16 protein-coding genes are annotated in these 15,728 nt (G+C 70.6%); 5 read left to right on the top strand and 11 right to left on the bottom strand.

Features of this window, described 5'->3' with window-relative positions; translation table 11 throughout:
- Positions 1-49: 49 nt before the first annotated feature.
- Positions 50-412 (bottom strand): cupin domain-containing protein, encoded by a 363-nt coding sequence (locus ACX114_RS02755; protein ID WP_171413103.1) that lies wholly within the window; start codon positions 410-412, stop codon positions 50-52.
- 75 nt (positions 413-487) lie between these two features.
- Here ACX114_RS02755 and ACX114_RS02750 point away from each other — a divergent pair, with 75 nt between their 5' ends.
- Positions 488-1,114: a phenylalanine--tRNA ligase beta subunit-related protein gene (locus ACX114_RS02750; RefSeq protein ID WP_459294414.1), complete on the top strand. Its 627-nt coding sequence runs from the start codon at positions 488-490 to the stop codon at positions 1,112-1,114.
- Between the two features lie 3 nt (positions 1,115-1,117).
- Here the strand turns inward: ACX114_RS02750 and ACX114_RS02745 are convergent, their stop codons facing one another.
- Positions 1,118-1,612, bottom strand: a complete 495-nt coding sequence (locus ACX114_RS02745; RefSeq protein WP_459294412.1) for a gluconokinase — start codon at positions 1,610-1,612, stop codon at positions 1,118-1,120.
- 193 nt (positions 1,613-1,805) lie between these two features.
- Between ACX114_RS02745 and ACX114_RS02740 the strand changes: the two genes are divergently transcribed.
- Positions 1,806-2,615 carry a cadherin-like beta sandwich domain-containing protein gene (locus ACX114_RS02740; protein ID WP_459294410.1) on the top strand — a complete coding sequence of 270 codons (810 nt, stop codon included), beginning with the start codon at positions 1,806-1,808 and terminating at the stop codon, positions 2,613-2,615.
- Positions 2,616-2,627: 12 nt separating this feature from the next.
- Here the strand turns inward: ACX114_RS02740 and ACX114_RS02735 are convergent, their stop codons facing one another.
- Complete coding sequence (locus ACX114_RS02735; protein WP_459294408.1) at positions 2,628-3,533, bottom strand: LysR family transcriptional regulator; 906 nt, start codon at positions 3,531-3,533, stop codon at positions 2,628-2,630.
- A gap of 208 nt (positions 3,534-3,741) precedes the next feature.
- Between ACX114_RS02735 and ACX114_RS02730 the strand changes: the two genes are divergently transcribed.
- Both ACX114_RS02730 and ACX114_RS02725 read left to right on the top strand, forming a co-directional pair.
- A complete protein-coding gene (locus ACX114_RS02730; protein ID WP_459294406.1) occupies positions 3,742-4,578 on the top strand; it encodes an SDR family oxidoreductase in 837 nt (278 codons plus the stop codon).
- Between the two features lie 31 nt (positions 4,579-4,609).
- On the top strand, positions 4,610-5,809 hold the full coding sequence (locus tag ACX114_RS02725) for an aldo/keto reductase (RefSeq protein WP_459294404.1): 1,200 nt from the start codon (positions 4,610-4,612) through the stop codon (positions 5,807-5,809).
- On the opposite strand, the gene ACX114_RS02720 is transcribed toward ACX114_RS02725, so the two are convergent.
- The 8 genes from ACX114_RS02720 to ACX114_RS02685 form a co-directional block, all read right to left on the bottom strand.
- The gene (locus ACX114_RS02720; protein WP_459294402.1) at positions 5,796-7,880 is read right to left on the bottom strand and encodes a neutral/alkaline ceramidase; all 2,085 of its coding nucleotides are present in this window, start codon (positions 7,878-7,880) and stop codon (positions 5,796-5,798) included. The two genes, ACX114_RS02725 and ACX114_RS02720, sit on opposite strands and share 14 nt — an antisense overlap.
- Before the next feature lie 207 nt (positions 7,881-8,087).
- Positions 8,088-10,184 carry an ATP-binding protein gene (locus ACX114_RS02715; RefSeq protein ID WP_459294400.1) on the bottom strand — a complete coding sequence of 699 codons (2,097 nt, stop codon included), beginning with the start codon at positions 10,182-10,184 and terminating at the stop codon, positions 8,088-8,090.
- Between the two features lie 152 nt (positions 10,185-10,336).
- Positions 10,337-11,005, bottom strand: coding sequence for an acyltransferase (locus tag ACX114_RS02710; RefSeq protein ID WP_459294398.1), 669 nt, complete (start codon positions 11,003-11,005; stop codon positions 10,337-10,339).
- 26 nt (positions 11,006-11,031) lie between these two features.
- On the bottom strand, positions 11,032-12,810 hold the full coding sequence (locus tag ACX114_RS02705) for a histone deacetylase family protein (protein ID WP_459294396.1): 1,779 nt from the start codon (positions 12,808-12,810) through the stop codon (positions 11,032-11,034).
- A gap of 115 nt (positions 12,811-12,925) precedes the next feature.
- Complete coding sequence (locus tag ACX114_RS02700; RefSeq protein ID WP_459294394.1) at positions 12,926-13,654, bottom strand: phosphatase PAP2 family protein; 729 nt, start codon at positions 13,652-13,654, stop codon at positions 12,926-12,928.
- Positions 13,655-13,728: 74 nt separating this feature from the next.
- Complete coding sequence (locus ACX114_RS02695) at positions 13,729-14,163, bottom strand: ExbD/TolR family protein (RefSeq protein WP_459294392.1); 435 nt, start codon at positions 14,161-14,163, stop codon at positions 13,729-13,731.
- An 11-nt stretch (positions 14,164-14,174) separates the two neighbouring features.
- The gene (locus ACX114_RS02690; RefSeq protein WP_459294390.1) at positions 14,175-14,588 is read right to left on the bottom strand and encodes an ExbD/TolR family protein; all 414 of its coding nucleotides are present in this window, start codon (positions 14,586-14,588) and stop codon (positions 14,175-14,177) included.
- A gap of 106 nt (positions 14,589-14,694) precedes the next feature.
- Positions 14,695-15,207 carry a hypothetical protein gene (locus ACX114_RS02685; RefSeq protein WP_459294388.1) on the bottom strand — a complete coding sequence of 171 codons (513 nt, stop codon included), beginning with the start codon at positions 15,205-15,207 and terminating at the stop codon, positions 14,695-14,697.
- A 36-nt stretch (positions 15,208-15,243) separates the two neighbouring features.
- Here ACX114_RS02685 and ACX114_RS02680 point away from each other — a divergent pair, with 36 nt between their 5' ends.
- Positions 15,244-15,708, top strand: coding sequence for an SMI1/KNR4 family protein (locus ACX114_RS02680; RefSeq protein WP_459294386.1), 465 nt, complete (start codon positions 15,244-15,246; stop codon positions 15,706-15,708).
- Positions 15,709-15,728: the final 20 nt, after the last annotated feature.

Raw genomic sequence — 15,728 nt, 5'->3', positions numbered from 1 at the left:
AGGCAGGCAGGCCCCCGCCCGGGATTCCGCCCGGCTTGAAACGCGAGGCTCAGGCGTCCCGGTGCACCGTGCCCGGGGAGAACGCCGGGGTGCAGATGGCCACGTACTCCGCGCCCTCCTCGTCGGGGGTGCTGTAGCGGACCCACTCGCCGGGTTCGCACACCACCGTCTGGCCGGCGTGCACGTCCATCACCCCGCCCTTGTGCTCCACCCGCAGCGTGCCCGCGAGCACCAGGGTGATTTCACGGAACTCGGGCGTCTGGCCCGGCTCCTCCCACCCACCGGGACTGCGCATGTGGGCCACGCTGATGTTGGACGTCTTGGAGTTCACCCGGCCCACGTACTCGTCGATGAGCTTCGGCTTGTTGCCCACCGCCGTCACGCGGATGGGCTTCGGGATGAGCGTGGGCATGCGAATGCTCCAGGAGGAGAACGAAGGGAACAGCAGCCATCCCTACCCTACCAGCGCGTGGCGTAGAGTGCCGCCGTGCTGACCGTCGACAACCATCCCCTCCTCGACCTCATCGCCTTCACGTCCTCCTGGCCCGCCCCCCTGGGGGACCTGCCCGCGCCCGACTGGCTGCAGGCCCTGCTGAGGCCCGGCGCCGCCGCCCCCCTCCAGAGCGACGACGCCGTCCGGGGCGCCGTGCGCGACCTGCTCCGCCACGGCGGCTACAAGCCCACGGGCCGGGGCAAGCCCGCGTCCGAGTACCTGGTGCGCGCCTCCGGCGATGGCACCCTGGGCACCATCAACGCCGCGGTGGACGCCTGCAACGCCGTGTCGCTGCACAGCGGCCTGCCCATCAGCGTGGTGGACCTGGACAAGGCCCAGGCCCCGTTCCGCGTCTCCACCGCCATCCAGGGCGACCGCTACGTCTTCAACGCCTCCGGGCAGGCCATCGACCTGGAGGGCCTGTTGTGCCTCTTCGACGCGCAGGGCCCGTGCGCCAACGCGGTGAAGGACGCCCAGCGAACCAAGACGGACGGAAATACGCGCCGCACGCTCACGCTGCTGTGGGGCACGAAGGAGCTGAAGGGCCACACCGAGCGCGCCTTCACCTGGTACCGCGAGTTGTTGGAGCGCCTGGGCGCCACCGCCGAGACCGTGCGCTGAGGACTAACGGGGCTCCACCCCCAGCCCCGTCACGATGCGGTCGACAATCTCCTTGGGCGGCGGCGTCACGTCCACGGTGAACGCGTCGTCGGGGACCTCCATCGTCTCCAGCTGACTCTGGAGCAGCGACGCCGGCATGAAGTGCCCCACGCGCTTCTGGATCCGCTCGAGGATGACGGACGCGGGCGCGTGCAGGTACACCCAGCGCTCGCGCGCGGGGTCCACGGTGAGCCTGGCGCGGTAGAAGGCCTTGAGGCCGGAGAACGCCAGCACCAGGTCCTCGTCCGCCTCCAGCGCCTTCTCCATCCTCGCGCGCAGCAGCTCCAGCCAGGGCTGCCGGTCCACGTCCGTCAGCGGCGTGCCCGCGGCCATCTTGCGGCGGTTCTCCACCGAGTGCAGGTCGTCCGCGTCCACGAACGTCCACCCCAGCCGATCCGCGAGCGCCCGGCCCACGGTGGACTTCCCGGTGCCTGAAACGCCCATGACGATGACCACCATGCCGTTGCCGCCTCCCTCGGTCTCGCGCGCTTCGTCATGCTGACGCCTTCCCACCTCGGGTGCCACGCGAGATGCACGACGGATGACACACCGGACGTGAGCGTCCGCTGTCCAACGCCATCACCCTCGCGTCCAACATGACTTCCACTTCACGACGGAGGAACCATTACCCTCCCTCGCCATCATGACTTCCGTGGGAGCAACCCCCGGCCGGACCCTCGCCCGGCTCCTCCTGTGCAGCGGCCTGCTCGCGCTGGTGTCCCTGGCCGCCTGCCGTGACCCCGCCGCCGCGTCCGGCACCGCGCTCTTCGTCACCACCGAGTTCGAGCCCTCCCTCAACCTCACCCGGCTGCGCATCGCCGCCACCGCGGATGGCGCCTCCGTGCCCACCTCGCTGCTGCCGGAGGACTCCAGCCGCGCGCTCGTGAACGGTGAGACGTTCCGCGTGCTCCTGGACGGCGCGGCCCACGGCACCCAGGCCACCGTCCGCGTGGACGGCCTGCGCGACGACGCCACGGTCGCCACCGGCGAGGCCACCGCCACCGTGCGCGACGGCTACGAGGTGGAGGTCACCGTGCGGCTGACCGCCTCCAACGGTGGCACCTTCTGCATGGACTGCCCGGACGGCTGCTGCCGCGACGGCGTGTGCACGTCCCGCACGTTCCGCACCTGCGGCGTGGGCGGCGTCGCGTGCGAGGTCTGCGATACCGTCCGCGCGGACACCTGCACCGACCGGGGCACCTGCGGCTGCGGCACAGGCCCGGCCTGCGACATCAACGCCAGCCGCTGCAACAGCGGCAAGTGCTTCTGCGGCCTGGGCAATGCGTGCGGTCCAGGGCTCGCGTGCATCAACGGCTTCTGCAAGTGCGACCCGTCCACCTGCAACGGCTGCTGCGAAGGCAACAGCTGCATCCCCGCGCCCAACAAGAACCAGTGCGGCCGGGGCGGCGAGTCCTGCAAGAAGTGCGACAAGCGCTGCAACCCGGACGGGTCCTGCGACTGACGCGGGCCAGGCTCACCCTGCCTTCGCGGCCAGCGCCCGGGCCGTCTCGACCAAGAGGCGCAGCGGCCCGGAGCGCTGCGCACGGCTGGGGTAATAGAGGAAGAAGCCGGGGACGGTGGGCGCGTAGGCCTCGAGCACCCGCACGAGCTTCCCGCTGCGCAGCGACTCCTGCATCTCCGGCTCGAAGCCGTACGTGAGCCCGGCGCCGGACTCGGCCAGGTATTTCATCATCGCGCCGTCGTTGGTGACGACGCCTCCGCGCACCGGCACGCGCCAGGTCCTTCGGCCTCGCTCCAGCTCCCAGGCATAGAGCGCCCCGGTCGTGTGTGAGCGGAAGGTGATGCACTCGTGGCGCAGCAGATCCTCGGGCTTCCGGGGCGTCCCGTGGCGTTCGAGGTAGCGGGGCGCGCCCACCACCACGAAGCGGAAGGCGTCGGTGAGGCGCACCTGCACCATGTCACGTTCGATGGCCTCGCTCAGCCGCACGCCCGCGTCGTAGCCCTCCGCCACGATGTCCACGAAGCGCTGCTCGATGACGATCTCTACCTGCACCCGAGGGTGACGCTCACGGAAGGTGGACAGCAACGGGCCCACGACGAAGGGCACGGCCATGGGCGGGGCCGACAGCCGCAGGCTGCCCACCGCCTCGCCGGGCTGGGCGGCCACATGGGTGAGGGCCGCCACGGCCTGCCCGAGCCCGGGGCCTGCCTCCTCCACGAGGCGCCGTCCGGCTTCGGTCAACGCCACGCTGCGCGTCGTCCGGGTGAGCAGCACCACGCGGAGCTGCTCCTCGAGCGCACGCACCGCCTTGCTGACGGCGGGCGTGGAGACCCCCAGCTCGCGCGCGGCCCCACTGAAGCTGCGCAGGCGCGCCACGGTGAGCAGCACGTGCAACTGCGGAAGGAGAGCCGTCTTCATGGCGCGAGTCCTCTGCGAAACCAGGCGGGAGTCCGGCGGCCTGGCCCCGCGCCTCCAGGCATCCACGGGCTCTTAACCATGGGTTAAGAGCCCATTGGCTTTCTTGCGTCTAGTCCGGTGCGGGGCCGGGGCGTACTTCCTTCCCATCGGTTTGAAGCACTCGCCCTCCGCGCGGCACCCCGCCGCGCAGGGCCGCCGGAGGATCCTCATGAGCAAGGTCTGGTTCGTCACGGGTGCCAGCAGTGGCATCGGGGCAGGAGTCGTCAGGGCCGCATTGGAAGCGGGGGACCGCGTCGTCGCCACGGCACGCAACGTGGAGAAGCTGCGGACCGCCATCGGCGGGCAGGCGGGTGACCGGCTCACGTTCGTGCCGCTGGACGTCACGAAGGAAGACCAGGCGCGGCAGGCCGTCGCCGCCGCGGTCGAGAAGTTCGGGCGCATCGACGTGCTGGTCAACAACGCCGGGTACAGCCTCATCGGCAACCTCGAGTCGCTGACCTCGGAGCAGATCGAGCAGCAGTTCGCGACCAACTTCTACGGCGTGCTGCACGTGCTGCGAGCGGCGCTTCCCACCATGCGACGGCAGCGCTCCGGGCGCATCTTCAACGTGTCCTCGATGGCCGGCGTCATCGGCTATGCGACGGTGGGCGCCTATGCGGCGACAAAGTTCGCTGTCGAGGGACTCTCGCTGTCGGTCGCCCAGGAGGTAGGGCGCTTCGGCATCCAGGTGACGGTCGTCGAGCCCGGCTTCTTCCGCACCGACCTGCTCGCCCCCCAGTCCGTCGTGTTCGGCGACCTCGCTGTCGAGGGCTATGACGCGCCGGCGGCCGTCAAGGCGCAGTGGCAGGGCTACCACCACAACCAGTCCGGTGACCCGGCGAAGCTCGGCCAGGCGCTCGTGCGGCTGGCCGCGATGGAGACGCCGCCGAAGCAGTTCTTCGCGGGGAGCGATGCGGTCAGCGGCATCACCGCCGACCTCGAGGCGCGGCTCGCCGAGGTGCGGGCGCACAAGGACCTGTCGGTTTCGACGGACGGCGACTTCTAGCGTCCAACCACGAGGAGCAGAGGGAATCCCCATGAAGAAGAACGAGCAGCCACCCGAAGCGGGCACGAAGGACCGGCGGGGTCTCAGCCGCCGCGACCTCCTGGCCAACACGGCCCTCATCGGTGCAGGGGCGGTGGCCGGGACCTGGGCGTGCGCCACGCCATCTGAACAGTCCAGGGGCACCCACACGAACCTCCGCGGAGGGAGCGGCACGATGAAGACGCGGAAGCTGGGAGGCCTGGTGGTCTCGGAGCTGGGGCACGGGTGCATGAGCATCAGCGCCAACTACGGGCCCCCCGCGGACCGGAGCCAGGGCATCCAGGTCATCCGGACGGCCCATGAGCAGGGCGTCACGTTCTTCGACACGGCCGAGGTCTACGGTCCCTACACGAACGAGGAGCTCGTCGGAGAGGCGCTCGCGCCCCTTCGCGACCAGGTCATCATCGCGACCAAGTTCGGCTTCAACCTCGAGGGCCCTCCGGGACTGAACAGCCGGCCCGAGCACATCCAGAAGGTGGTCGAGGGTTCGTTGAGGCGACTCAAGACCGACCGCATCGACCTCTACTACCAGCACCGCGTCGACCCCAACGTTCCCATCGAGGACGTGGCGGGCGCGGTGAAGGACCTGATTGCCCAGGGCAAGGTCCTGCACTTCGGCCTCTCCGAGGCGAGTGCGCGGACCATTCGCCGAGCGCATGCCGTTCAACCGGTCACGGCCGTCCAGACCGAGTACTCGTTCATGGAGCGGGACGCGGAGAAGAACGGCGTCCTCGCGGTGTGCGAAGAGCTGGGAATCGGCTTCGTTCCGTGGGGACCCTTGGGAATGGGGTTCCTGACCGGGAAGCTCGACGCGAGCACGAGGCTCGACCCGAAGACCGATCTTCGCTCCGGCTTCACGCGCTTCACCCCTGAGAACCTGGCCGCGAATGCGCCCATCGTCGAGGCACTCCAAGGCGTCGCCGCGAAGAAGGGCGCGACGCCCGCGCAGCTCGCGCTCGCGTGGCTGCTGTCACGAAAGCCGTGGATCGTTCCAATCCCGGGGACGCGCAACCCGGCGCACCTCGAGGAGAACCTGGGGGCCCGCCACGTCCGGCTGACGCCCGCGGAGCTTCGTGAGCTTGAGACCGCCTTCTCCCAGCTCACGGTGCACGGCGGCCGGATGAACGAGATGCAGATGGACGTGGTCGACTCGACGAACCAACCGGTCGTCCAGAGGCTCAGCGCACGGTGAACGGGCGCGAGCTCCCCGAGTACGGGTGGATGCGCCCGTCCCAGCCGGACTTCCAGTTCCCCTCGTGCACCAGCCGGTACATGCCCGGCTGCGCGTCCTTGGGAATGGGCCACGTGATTCGCACCTGTGAGCACGCGAGCGTGGGCACGCAGTACTCGCGCTGCCAGTGGTACAGCGCGGCGCCGTCCCCGTCGTTCGCCACGTCCCGCCACGTGCCATCCGCCTCCCGCCGCTGCACGCGCAGGAAGGTGCCGCCCAGCTTCAGGTCGTTGCGCGGATGGCCGCCCCAGAAGGTGACGCTCGCCGTGTCGCCGCGCGCGTAGGACGCCTTCGCCTCCTCCGCGACGGCGCCGAAGTCCACCCAGAGCAGCTTGTCGTCGAACACCACGCCGGGCTGCAGCCCCACCACCGCCTTGCGCAGGTCGCGCGGCGTGGGGCCCGGTGGAACGGACGTCCCGTCGCGCAGGCTGGCCGCGAGCCCCGAGAAGGACTGCTGCAACGCCGCCAGCGTCCACGGGCCGAAGTGCGTGGACGCGCCCTCGTAGTCCTGGCGCGCGTACTCCTCGCGCGTGGCCACGTAGCCCGAGTAGGCGTTGGCCGGTCCCGCGATGACCACGTCCGTCACGCCCGCGCCCTGAAGCTGCGCGCGCACCGTGTCGCGCAGCCGGCGGCCCGCCATGGTGGTCACCTCGAAGGGCACCGCCACCAGCGCCAGCGGCCCCACCGTCACCACCTGGAGCGGCAGCACCTCCGGGGACCACGGGTAGGGCTTCATGGTGCCCATCTCCAGGACGATGGGCTTCTCCGCCTGGCAGGGCGTGGTGACGGCGGCGCAGGTGAACTGGCTCCACACGTCGTGCACGTTCTCGCACGTGGCCCCTTCCGCGCCGAAGCCGGGCCCGTCCTCCGCGCCCGCGATCATGGACAGGCCAATGGCCGCGGGGCAGGTGCGGTGCGCGCTGCCGTCCGCGAACGTGGGCGCGACGTCCACCGCGTCCATCTTCACGTAGGTGTGCCGGTAGTCCACGCCGCCCATCACCGGCATCCCGGCGGTGGACCACAGGTGCTCGGCGAAGTCGTACTGCTTCTTCGCGGAGAGGGCCGCGTCCTCGAAGTCGTTCGCGCCGCCGCCGTTCGTGCCGCCCAGGATGTTGGGCGTGACGTCGCCTTCATTCGAGTTGGCGAACGCCGCGACGAAGGTGTCCGGGCCGCCGGGCGTCCGTCCCCCCTTCTCCACTTCGAAGGTGTGCGCCGCCATCCCCTTGTTGTCGCCGCTGATGTACGTGTTCGTGTTGCCAAAGGACGTGGCGTGCACCGCGAACCAGTTGATGAGCCCCAGCTCACGCCCGTCCGCCCCCGTCATCCGGAGCAGCGTCATGCGCGTGTCCACGTTGTCGGGATAGCGGGCGCGCTCGGACTCCGGGTTGCGCAGGTAGGCGTCCGGTGAGCGGTTGATGCTGGCGCCGTGCAGGTCGCCGGAGGACAGCCGCAGCGAGCCCTCGGCCAGGCGTGCGTTGGCGCGAAGGATGGAGTCCGTGATGCCGGAGACGATGGCCTCGAAGTTCTGGGGCACGAAGCCGAAGGTGGTCAGGTTGTAGAACGTGTAGTGGCTGAAGCCGCCCGGCCCGGAGTGCGTGTGCGTGGCGCTGAGCAGCACGTTGTCGTCGGAGAACGTGTCGCCCAGCTTCGAGCGCAGCCGCTCCACCACCTGCTGCTTCACCGCCTGGAACACCATGCCCAGGTCCGCGCTGACGAAGGCCACGCGGCGGCCGTTGCACGGCGAGGCGATGACGAACGCCCGCGAGAACAGCCGCAGGTGGATGCCCTCCGTCTTCTGGCCCACCTGCCCGTAGCCCATCATCCCCACCTCCGCCGCGGGGCCGGTGATGTCCGAGCGCGCCGCGCCGATGAGGAAGTTCGCCGAGCCCGCGCACGCGTTCGCGTTCGCCGGAGCCTCCACGGGAGCCGGCGGCGCTCCCTCCTGCGCGCGGGAGGCGCCGGGCCCCAGCGCCAGCACGCAGCCCAGCAGCAACCCGAGCACGGGAGCGAGGCGGGCATTCAGCGTGCGCATGGCATCCTCCACGGCCTTCGGGAAGAGAAGGCCCCCGCCGGCGGCGGGTCCGAAGCGTGACGCCTTCGCCCCCGGGAGGGCAGCGCACGCGGAGGCGGGCCGTCCGACGCTCCACACTCGAACACGGGAGCGCGGCGGATTCAGTCCATTTCGCGGCAGCGGACGGGCGGCCCGCTCCGCCGCATGGACGCGGAATGCGGGCCTGGCTCAGGCCACGCGTGCGGGCCGCGCGGCGACGTGCAGGGTGACGCGGAAGGTGGCGCCGTTGCCCGGCGTGGACTCCGCGGTGATGGTGCCGCCCAGCGCGCGCACGATGGTGTCGCAGATGGACAAGCCCAGGCCGGTGCCCTGGCCCGGCGCCTTGGTGGTGAAGAAGGGGTCGAAGATGCGGCGCAAGAGTTCTGGCGCGATGCCCCGGCCCGTGTCGCGCACCTCCACCAGCACCCGGCCGTCCTCGTCCACGCGGGTGATGAGACGGATCTCGTGCTCGTCCGTGAAGCCCTCTGGAATCGCGTGCGCGGCGTTGATGACCAGGTTGAGGAACACCTGGAACAGCTTGCCCTCGTTGGCGCGCACCGTCGGCACGGTGCCGTACTGCTTCACCAGCCGGGCGCGCGGCCGGATCTCACTGGCCGCCATCTGCGCCACGGAGTCCAGCACGCGGTGCAGGTCCACCGCCTCCTCGTGCGCGTCGTCCACGCGGGAGAAGACCTTGAGCTGGCGGACGATCTGGCGCATCCGCTCGGAGCCCTCGCGCGCGTCGTCCAGCACCTGCTGGTACTCCAGCAGCTCCTCGGCGCCCAGGGGCCGGGGCATGGGGCCCAGCGCGCGGTGCAGGAACTCCAGGTTGGAGAGCACGTAGGAGAGCGGGTTGTTCAATTCATGCGCGATGCCGGCGGCCAGCATGCCCATGGAGGCCAGCCGGTCCCCCAGCATGAGCTGCGCCTGCATGTGCTTGCGCTCGGTGAAGTCGCGCGCCACCGTCACGCGCGCGGGCACGCCGTCGAAGAGCACGCCCAGCGTCACCAGGTCCGCGCTCACCACCTGACCGTCGCGGCGCACCAGCGGCACCTCGTGCGAGCGGGCCGCCAGCGCCCCGTCCTGCGCCTCCTCCAGGTGGCGGCGCGCGACCTCCTGGTCCTCGCGCCGCACCAGCCCCAGCAGGTGCCGGCCCAGCAGCTCCGCCGGATCCTGGTAGCCCAGGTAGTTGGCCATGGCCGGGTTCACCGACAGGAGCATGCCGTCCGTGGTGTGCACCACCACGGGGTCCGGGAACCCTTCGATGAGCAGGTGGAAGCCGGCCTCCGTGCGGCGCAGCGCCGTCTCCGTGCGCACGCGCAGCGCGTCCGTGGTGTGCTGCTCCAGCGCCAGCGACAGCGCGCCGGCCGCGCCGGACAGCAGCTTCACCTCCACGTGCGACCAGGGCCGCGCGTCATCGCAGTTGTCGAAGCCGATGAAGCCGAACGGCTCGCCGTGCACCACCAGGGGCAGCACCAGCAGCGAACGGATGCCCTGCGCCAGGAGCACCGGCGCGTTGTCCGCGCCGAAGTCATCCGGCGAGCCCTGCACGGCCTCACCCCGGTGGAGCTGCTCCAGCTGGGACAGCGTGAAGGCCTGATCAATGGGCCACGCCTGCGTGTCCGGGTTGTCCAGCTCGCGCGAGATGCCGGGCGCGCACCACTCCGCGCGCTGGGACTGGAGCATCCGGCCGGAGGCGTCGCGGTGGAACTCGAAGACGTAGGCGCGGCTGGCGCCCGCGACGCGGCCCAGCGGCTCCAGGATGGAGTTGTACACATCCCCGGAGGCCTCGGGCGCGAGCAGCTGCCGCTGCACCTCCACCATCGCGCCCAGGTAGCGCTCACGCGTGGCGGCGGCCTCCTCCGCCAGGCGGCGCGGGGTGACGTCCACCAGCGTGCCCAGCACGCCGCCCAGGTGCTCCGGATCGCCCGTCGCGGACAGCTCCACCCAGCGCGGCTGCGTGCCACCGGACAGCCGCAGCTCCAGCCGCGAGGGCACGTCCGTGCGCGCCAGCGCCGTGCGCAGCAGCACCCGCGCCTGGTCCCGGTCCTCCGGGTGGAACAGCTCCACCAGCGAGCGGCCCAGCCACGCGTGCACGGGAGATCCGACCAGGCGCTCCCACGCGGGGGTCGCCAGGACGAGGCGGCCCGCGGCGTCCAGTTCGAAGAGCGCCTCGCGCAACAGCGATCCGGCGCGCTGGAAACGACGCGTGTCCACGAGGTCGCTCGCCCCGGATGACTGCCCCAGAGCAGCGGCGCTCCCCGTTTCGCGTTGCTCCTGCGCCACCGCGGCCTCCTTCATCACGGATGAAACGGAATGAAATCGGGATGGGAGGGAAACCCGCCCGGTGCGTCCGGGCCCGTCCCCTCTTTCCGTCTCACCGCGGCCCGAAGCATAGGGCGCTCGAATGTTTCAAAGTCAATGGACCCACCCGGGACTCAGGGGTTTCCCTCGGAATCTGGAGGCTCCCACCCCCCAGGAATTCCGGAACGGGGGCGTTGACGGCGATCCCCGAGCAGGCGTGCAGGCACGCCACCGACGATGGCCCACGGAGGCACGTCGCGGGTGACGACGGCGCCCATGCCAATCACGGCGTGATCGCCCACGGTGACACCGTCAGTGATACCGGCGTTGGCGCCCACCCAGACGTCCTGGCCGATCACGATGCCCTTCGAGGTGACGGGCTGCTCTCGCACGGGGCGATCCGGCGCGAGCCCGTGGTCGAAGGCGTAGAGCGTGGCGCCGGTGGCGATGCGGCTTCCCTCGCCGATGCGGATGCCACACGCGCCGCCATCCAGGCTGACGCGCGCGTTGAGGCTGACGCGCGCCTCCAGCACCACCGGCCCGTGCACGAAGGCGTCCGCGCCAATGCTGCACCCCGGGCCAATGCGCACGGTGCGGCCGGGCTCCGCGAAGATGCGCGCCTCCGGAGCAATGAAACATCCTTCGGCGATATCAACCGTCTCCAGCGCGCGCAGGCGGTCTTGCACCTCGCGCTGCCAGGCCTCCGCCCACTCTCGGTGGCGCGGCTTGAGGCTGAAGTAGAGCCACGGCATCCACGACAGCCGCAGCTTGTGTTGTTCACGTCGTTGCGCGTCCAGGTCCACGGGTCCTGACTACCACGGGCCCGGCTTCAACCGGACGCGGGCACCGGCGCCGCGGCGGGCTCCACCGTGAAGTGGCAGCGCTCGCGCTCCTTCGCCACGGCCTCCGCGTCCAGGGACACGGGGGACAGGTGGCAGACCATGTCGTCCGGCTCCCACGGGTACGGCTGGCCGTCCAGGCGCACGCGCCCTTCGGCCACGGCGCGCGTGGCCTCCACGAGCGACAGCGAGGACAGGTCGCGCATCAGCGCCTCGAAGCGGCCCTGGCGCTCCGCGGTGGAGAAGTGGAAGCGGCCGCGCGCGACGACGGCCAGGTGGTACCACATGGGCCGGAAGGCTACGCCCGCCAGGCCCAGGCGCTGGGCCATGGCGAGCAGCACCTCCGTCGTCTCGCGAGACAGGCCCAGGCCGGGCACCTCCTGGCCAGGGAGCTGCGGGCGCTTGTCGCTGAAGCGCGCGCGCGGGTGGCGCAGGGACAGCCAGTTGGCGAAGAGGAAGGTCTCGCCCTGGAGCACCCGCTTCTCCAGCACCGAGTCCGACAGCAGGTGCTCGCGGCCGCCCGCGTGGCCCAGCACCATGATGCGGTCGCCGGTGCCGCCGGTGGAGGCCACCTGCACGCGCAGGCGGCTGTAGCCCAGGCGCTCCACGTACGACAGCAGGCCGTAGCGGAAGAGCGCGTACTCGATGCCCTGCGCGGTGTAGTGGCCCAGGACGCGCGGCTGGACCTCCGGCCCCAGCCGCAGCGGGCCCTCCAGGTCCTCCAGCGAGAAGGGCTCCCAGTGCGGCGCCTTGCCGGCGGTGTTCGCCTTCTCCGGATCCAACAGGTGCGCGATGCGCTGGAAGCGCGCGCTCAGCGGGTCGTAGCGCGCGGTGATGCGCTGGTGGCCCAGGCCCGCGAGCACCAGCACGGTGCCCGCGAACAGCTTCCAGGACTCCGCGTGGTAGCCGCCGCCGGGCAGCCACACGCTGGCCCGTCCCCGCAGCGCGGCGGCGATGGCCACGTCGCGCTTGCGCGCGCCCTGGAGCGTGATGCCCACGCGCCCGAAGCGGTCCCCGGACAGCACGTCTCCGCCAGCGATGACGAAGGTGATGTCGGAAGCGGGCATCCGCGCGAGCAGGTCCTTCACCTTCTGCACGTAGGTGACGTCGTCGCAGCCATCCGGCACGCGGGTTTCATCCACGCCGGGAGGCAGCACGCCCCAGTCGCTGCCGGACACGGAGCCGATCCACACCTTCGGCTGTCCGGCGAGACACGCGGCGGTGCCGTCCGGCGGGTGCGCGTCCAGGTCCAGCACGGCCACGGAGCCGTCGAAGCCGGAGGCGCGCAGGTCCGCCACCGCCACGGCGATGTCGTTGACGGTGCAGAAGCCGCCGCCCTTGTCCGGGCGCGCATGGTGGAAGCCGCCGGCCATGTTGACCACGGGCCCCTGCCGCGCGAGCGCCAGCCGGGCCGCGCCCAGCGTCCCGCCGCACACGAGCCGCACGCTGTCCAGGAGCGCGTCCACGGGGACCTCCGACGGGTCGGTGGCGTAGATGCGCGCGAGGGTGGCGGGGTCGGAGAGGGACTCCAGGTAGCGGGCGTCGTGCACGCGCGCGAGCTGCGCGTAGGACACGGGCACGGGGTGGCGCACGTCCGCGGCGCGCACCACGCCGGACTCCAGCAGGTACCAGGTGGTGAAGTCGGTGCCGCGCGGCTCGATGCCCACGGAGGATTCGATGCCGGAGAGGGGGAGGCGGTAGGCCTCGTCGTAGAAGACGTGCACCCGGCCGCGCCCCAGGCCCAGCTTCCAGAGCCACGCTTGAATCATCCGCGCCTCGCGGCTGGCAGGAAGTGGCGGGCGTTCACGGGGACGAGGGACACGGGAGGCAGGTTGAAAAGGGTGGTGGCCCCTTCATCACGCGCGGGGGCCGTGGGCGCAAGGCTCATTCCACGGGGCGCTGGGCCTCCTCCCGCAGGGCAGGGCTGCGGCGGCGCACGGTGCGGGCGGCGACGGTGACGAACAGGGCCCACGCGAGCCCGGCCACCCAGCCGCCGAGCACATCCGTGGGGTAGTGCACGCCCAGGTAGACGCGGGTGCAGCCCACGAGGACGGAGAGCACCAGGGCCACGGTGAGGAGGTAGACCTTCACGCGGCGGTGTTCCGCGAACTGGGCCAGGAGCGCGCCCAGCGTGAGGTAGGTGATGGCGGACAGCATGGCGTGGCCGCTGGGGAAGCTGGTGGACATGGTCTCGGTGAGGTGGGGCACCACCGAGGGGCGCGGGCGGTGGAACAGGTTCTTGAGCAGCGCGTTGAGGATCCACCCGCCAACGATGGAGGACAGCACGAAGAGGCTGGTGCGGTAGCGGCGGGCCACCACGAGGAAGCCGCACACGGCCGCGGTGAGGAGCGCCAGGACGGGGAAGCCCCCCAGGGACGTCACGTCGCGAGCGGTCTCCGAGAGCCACCACGGCCCGCGAGGCATCGCGGGGTCTTCGTCACGGCGCAGGGAGCGCACGATGCGCTCGTCGATGTCCTGCGTGTCGCCTTCATGGACCTCGTCCGACAGGACGACGAAGCCCAGGACGCACGCGACCACGAGCAGCAGCAGCCCCAGGGGCCGCGTCACCATCACGTCCCAACCCGACACCCACCGCCATGGCCCTCGTGACATGGCCGTGACTTAAGACAGCGGGTGCGGGCTGGCCACGGGCTTTTCGCGGCGAGTGTCGGACAGGCTCCAGGTGCTCAGGGTTTCGGGAAGGTCAGCCCCAGGCGCTCCGCGCCCGCGACCTTGGCGCCGTCGAGGGCGGCGATGAGCCGGGTGTAGGGGGCACGGGCGTCAGGCTGGAAGTACAGGCCCCGCTGGCCCTTGGGGCGGGCCGCCAGGAAGGCGCGCAGGCGCGGGATGTAGTCCGCCTCGCTCACCGGGTCGCCGTCGATGAGGAGCGCGCCCTCCGCCGTGAGCCGGATGAGGCCCGGGGGCAGGTCCTCGGAGGACATGGCGTAGGCGCCCGGGTCCCCGGCCGAGGGGAGCTGGAGCACGAACTCGCCGCGCATCAGCGGCATCACGACCATGAAGATGATCAGCAGCACCAGGACCACGTCGACCAACGGCGTGACGTTGGGTTCGGACTGGAGACCGGACTGGGGCTTCACCACGACGGGGCGTCTTGCGTGCATGGCGGTCCTCCTCAGGGCTTCTTCACGGAGACACCCAGGGACACGAACTCCGCGCCCGCGTTCTCCGACTGTCGCAGGACGCCGAGCACGTCGCCGCACGTCAGTGACGCATCGGCCTTGAAGAGCAGCTTGCGGTCACGGTGGGCGCGCAGCTCCTGCTGGATGCGCTCCTGGAAGCGAGCGGCGTCCGGGATGGCTTCGTCGCCGACGTACAGCACCTTGTCGGCGGAGAGGGAGAAGACCAGGGGTTCAGGCTTCTCGTGCTGCTCGCCCTGCGCGGCGGTGGGCAGGGTGACGTCCTTGCCCTCCTGGGACAGCGGCGTCACGACCATGAAGATGATCAGCAGCACCAGCACCACGTCGACCAATGGGGTGACGTTGATGTCGGCCTTCACTCCGCCCCTGCCGCCCACGGCCATTCCCATGCACGACCTCCCTGTGCGTCGGACACCATGGGACCACGGGGCCGAGGATGCGTTGGCCTTGGACGGTCGGTGGTTCGGTCATGGTTCGGTCACGGGAGGCCGTTCCTCAGACGTCCTGATAGGCATAGGGCACGCCGGGGACATGGGGCCTTGCCCGGCCTGTGAAGTACACGTCGGCACCGGCCATGCGGAACGCATCGACGGTGTTGAGCACGAAGCCGGGCCCCGAGGGGACTCCGTCGTCGAACCAGCGCAGCAGCAATTCGTGAGCGAAGAAGTCGAGGACCAGTGGAGCCGTCACCGGGTCCGCCAGCGCTCGTGCCGGCTCGGGCCAGCCGAGAGCACGCAGCGCTTGATCCAATGGATCATCCGGCGCGGGGAAGCGCTGGGAGTCCTCCACCAGATCGCCCCAGTCCTGTTCGATCAGCGCTACGGCGTAGGCACCCGGCAAGGTGACTTCATAACGAACCTCGACGATGCCCGGTGTCCGCCAGTGCTGGCCGAAGTTCATGGTGCGCACACTCAAGGCGTCCACCTCCACCGGGCGGCCCTCCACGATGTAACTCGACCTGTGAGGTGGAACGGAGAATCGGGGCCGCCACTCGTTCTGATAGGTCATGGTTCCTCTTCAGCACGATGCCGGAGGAGCCTGGCCATGGCCAAGGTCATGCGGACGACCGAGAGTGGACCGTTGCTGAGTAACGCGGACGTGGATGCGTTCGAGCAGCGCGCAGGGCTCGAGCTTCCATTCCCACTTCGGGAGTTCCTGCTGGCCACCAACGGCGGTCGGCCCGAACGCGACCTCTTCAATCTCCAGGGACTGCCGGGAAATTCCTTCGGCCGGATCCACTTCTTCTTCGGGCTCAACGACCCCGTCGAGTCCTGCAACCTCGACTGGAACCTGGAGGTCTTCCGGGAGCGCATTCCGCCGGGTCTGCTCCCCATCGCGACAACGGAAGGCGCGGACAAGGTGTGCCTGTCCGTCACGGGCCAGGTGTTCTACTGGGACGCCCAGGCCCGACCGGGCACGGCCAGCGTCCACTTGCTGGCGGAAGACCTCGACACCTTCCTCTCGGCGCTCCGGTCGGACTCGCTGTCTCCCATTGTCCTGGAGTCCTGAGTCGCGAGCGCGCGGCGTAC

Source organism: Corallococcus sp. M7, assembly GCF_054512695.1.
The sequence above is the reverse complement of the archived record's forward strand: the minus strand, read 5'-3'. Positions and strand labels throughout refer to the sequence as shown.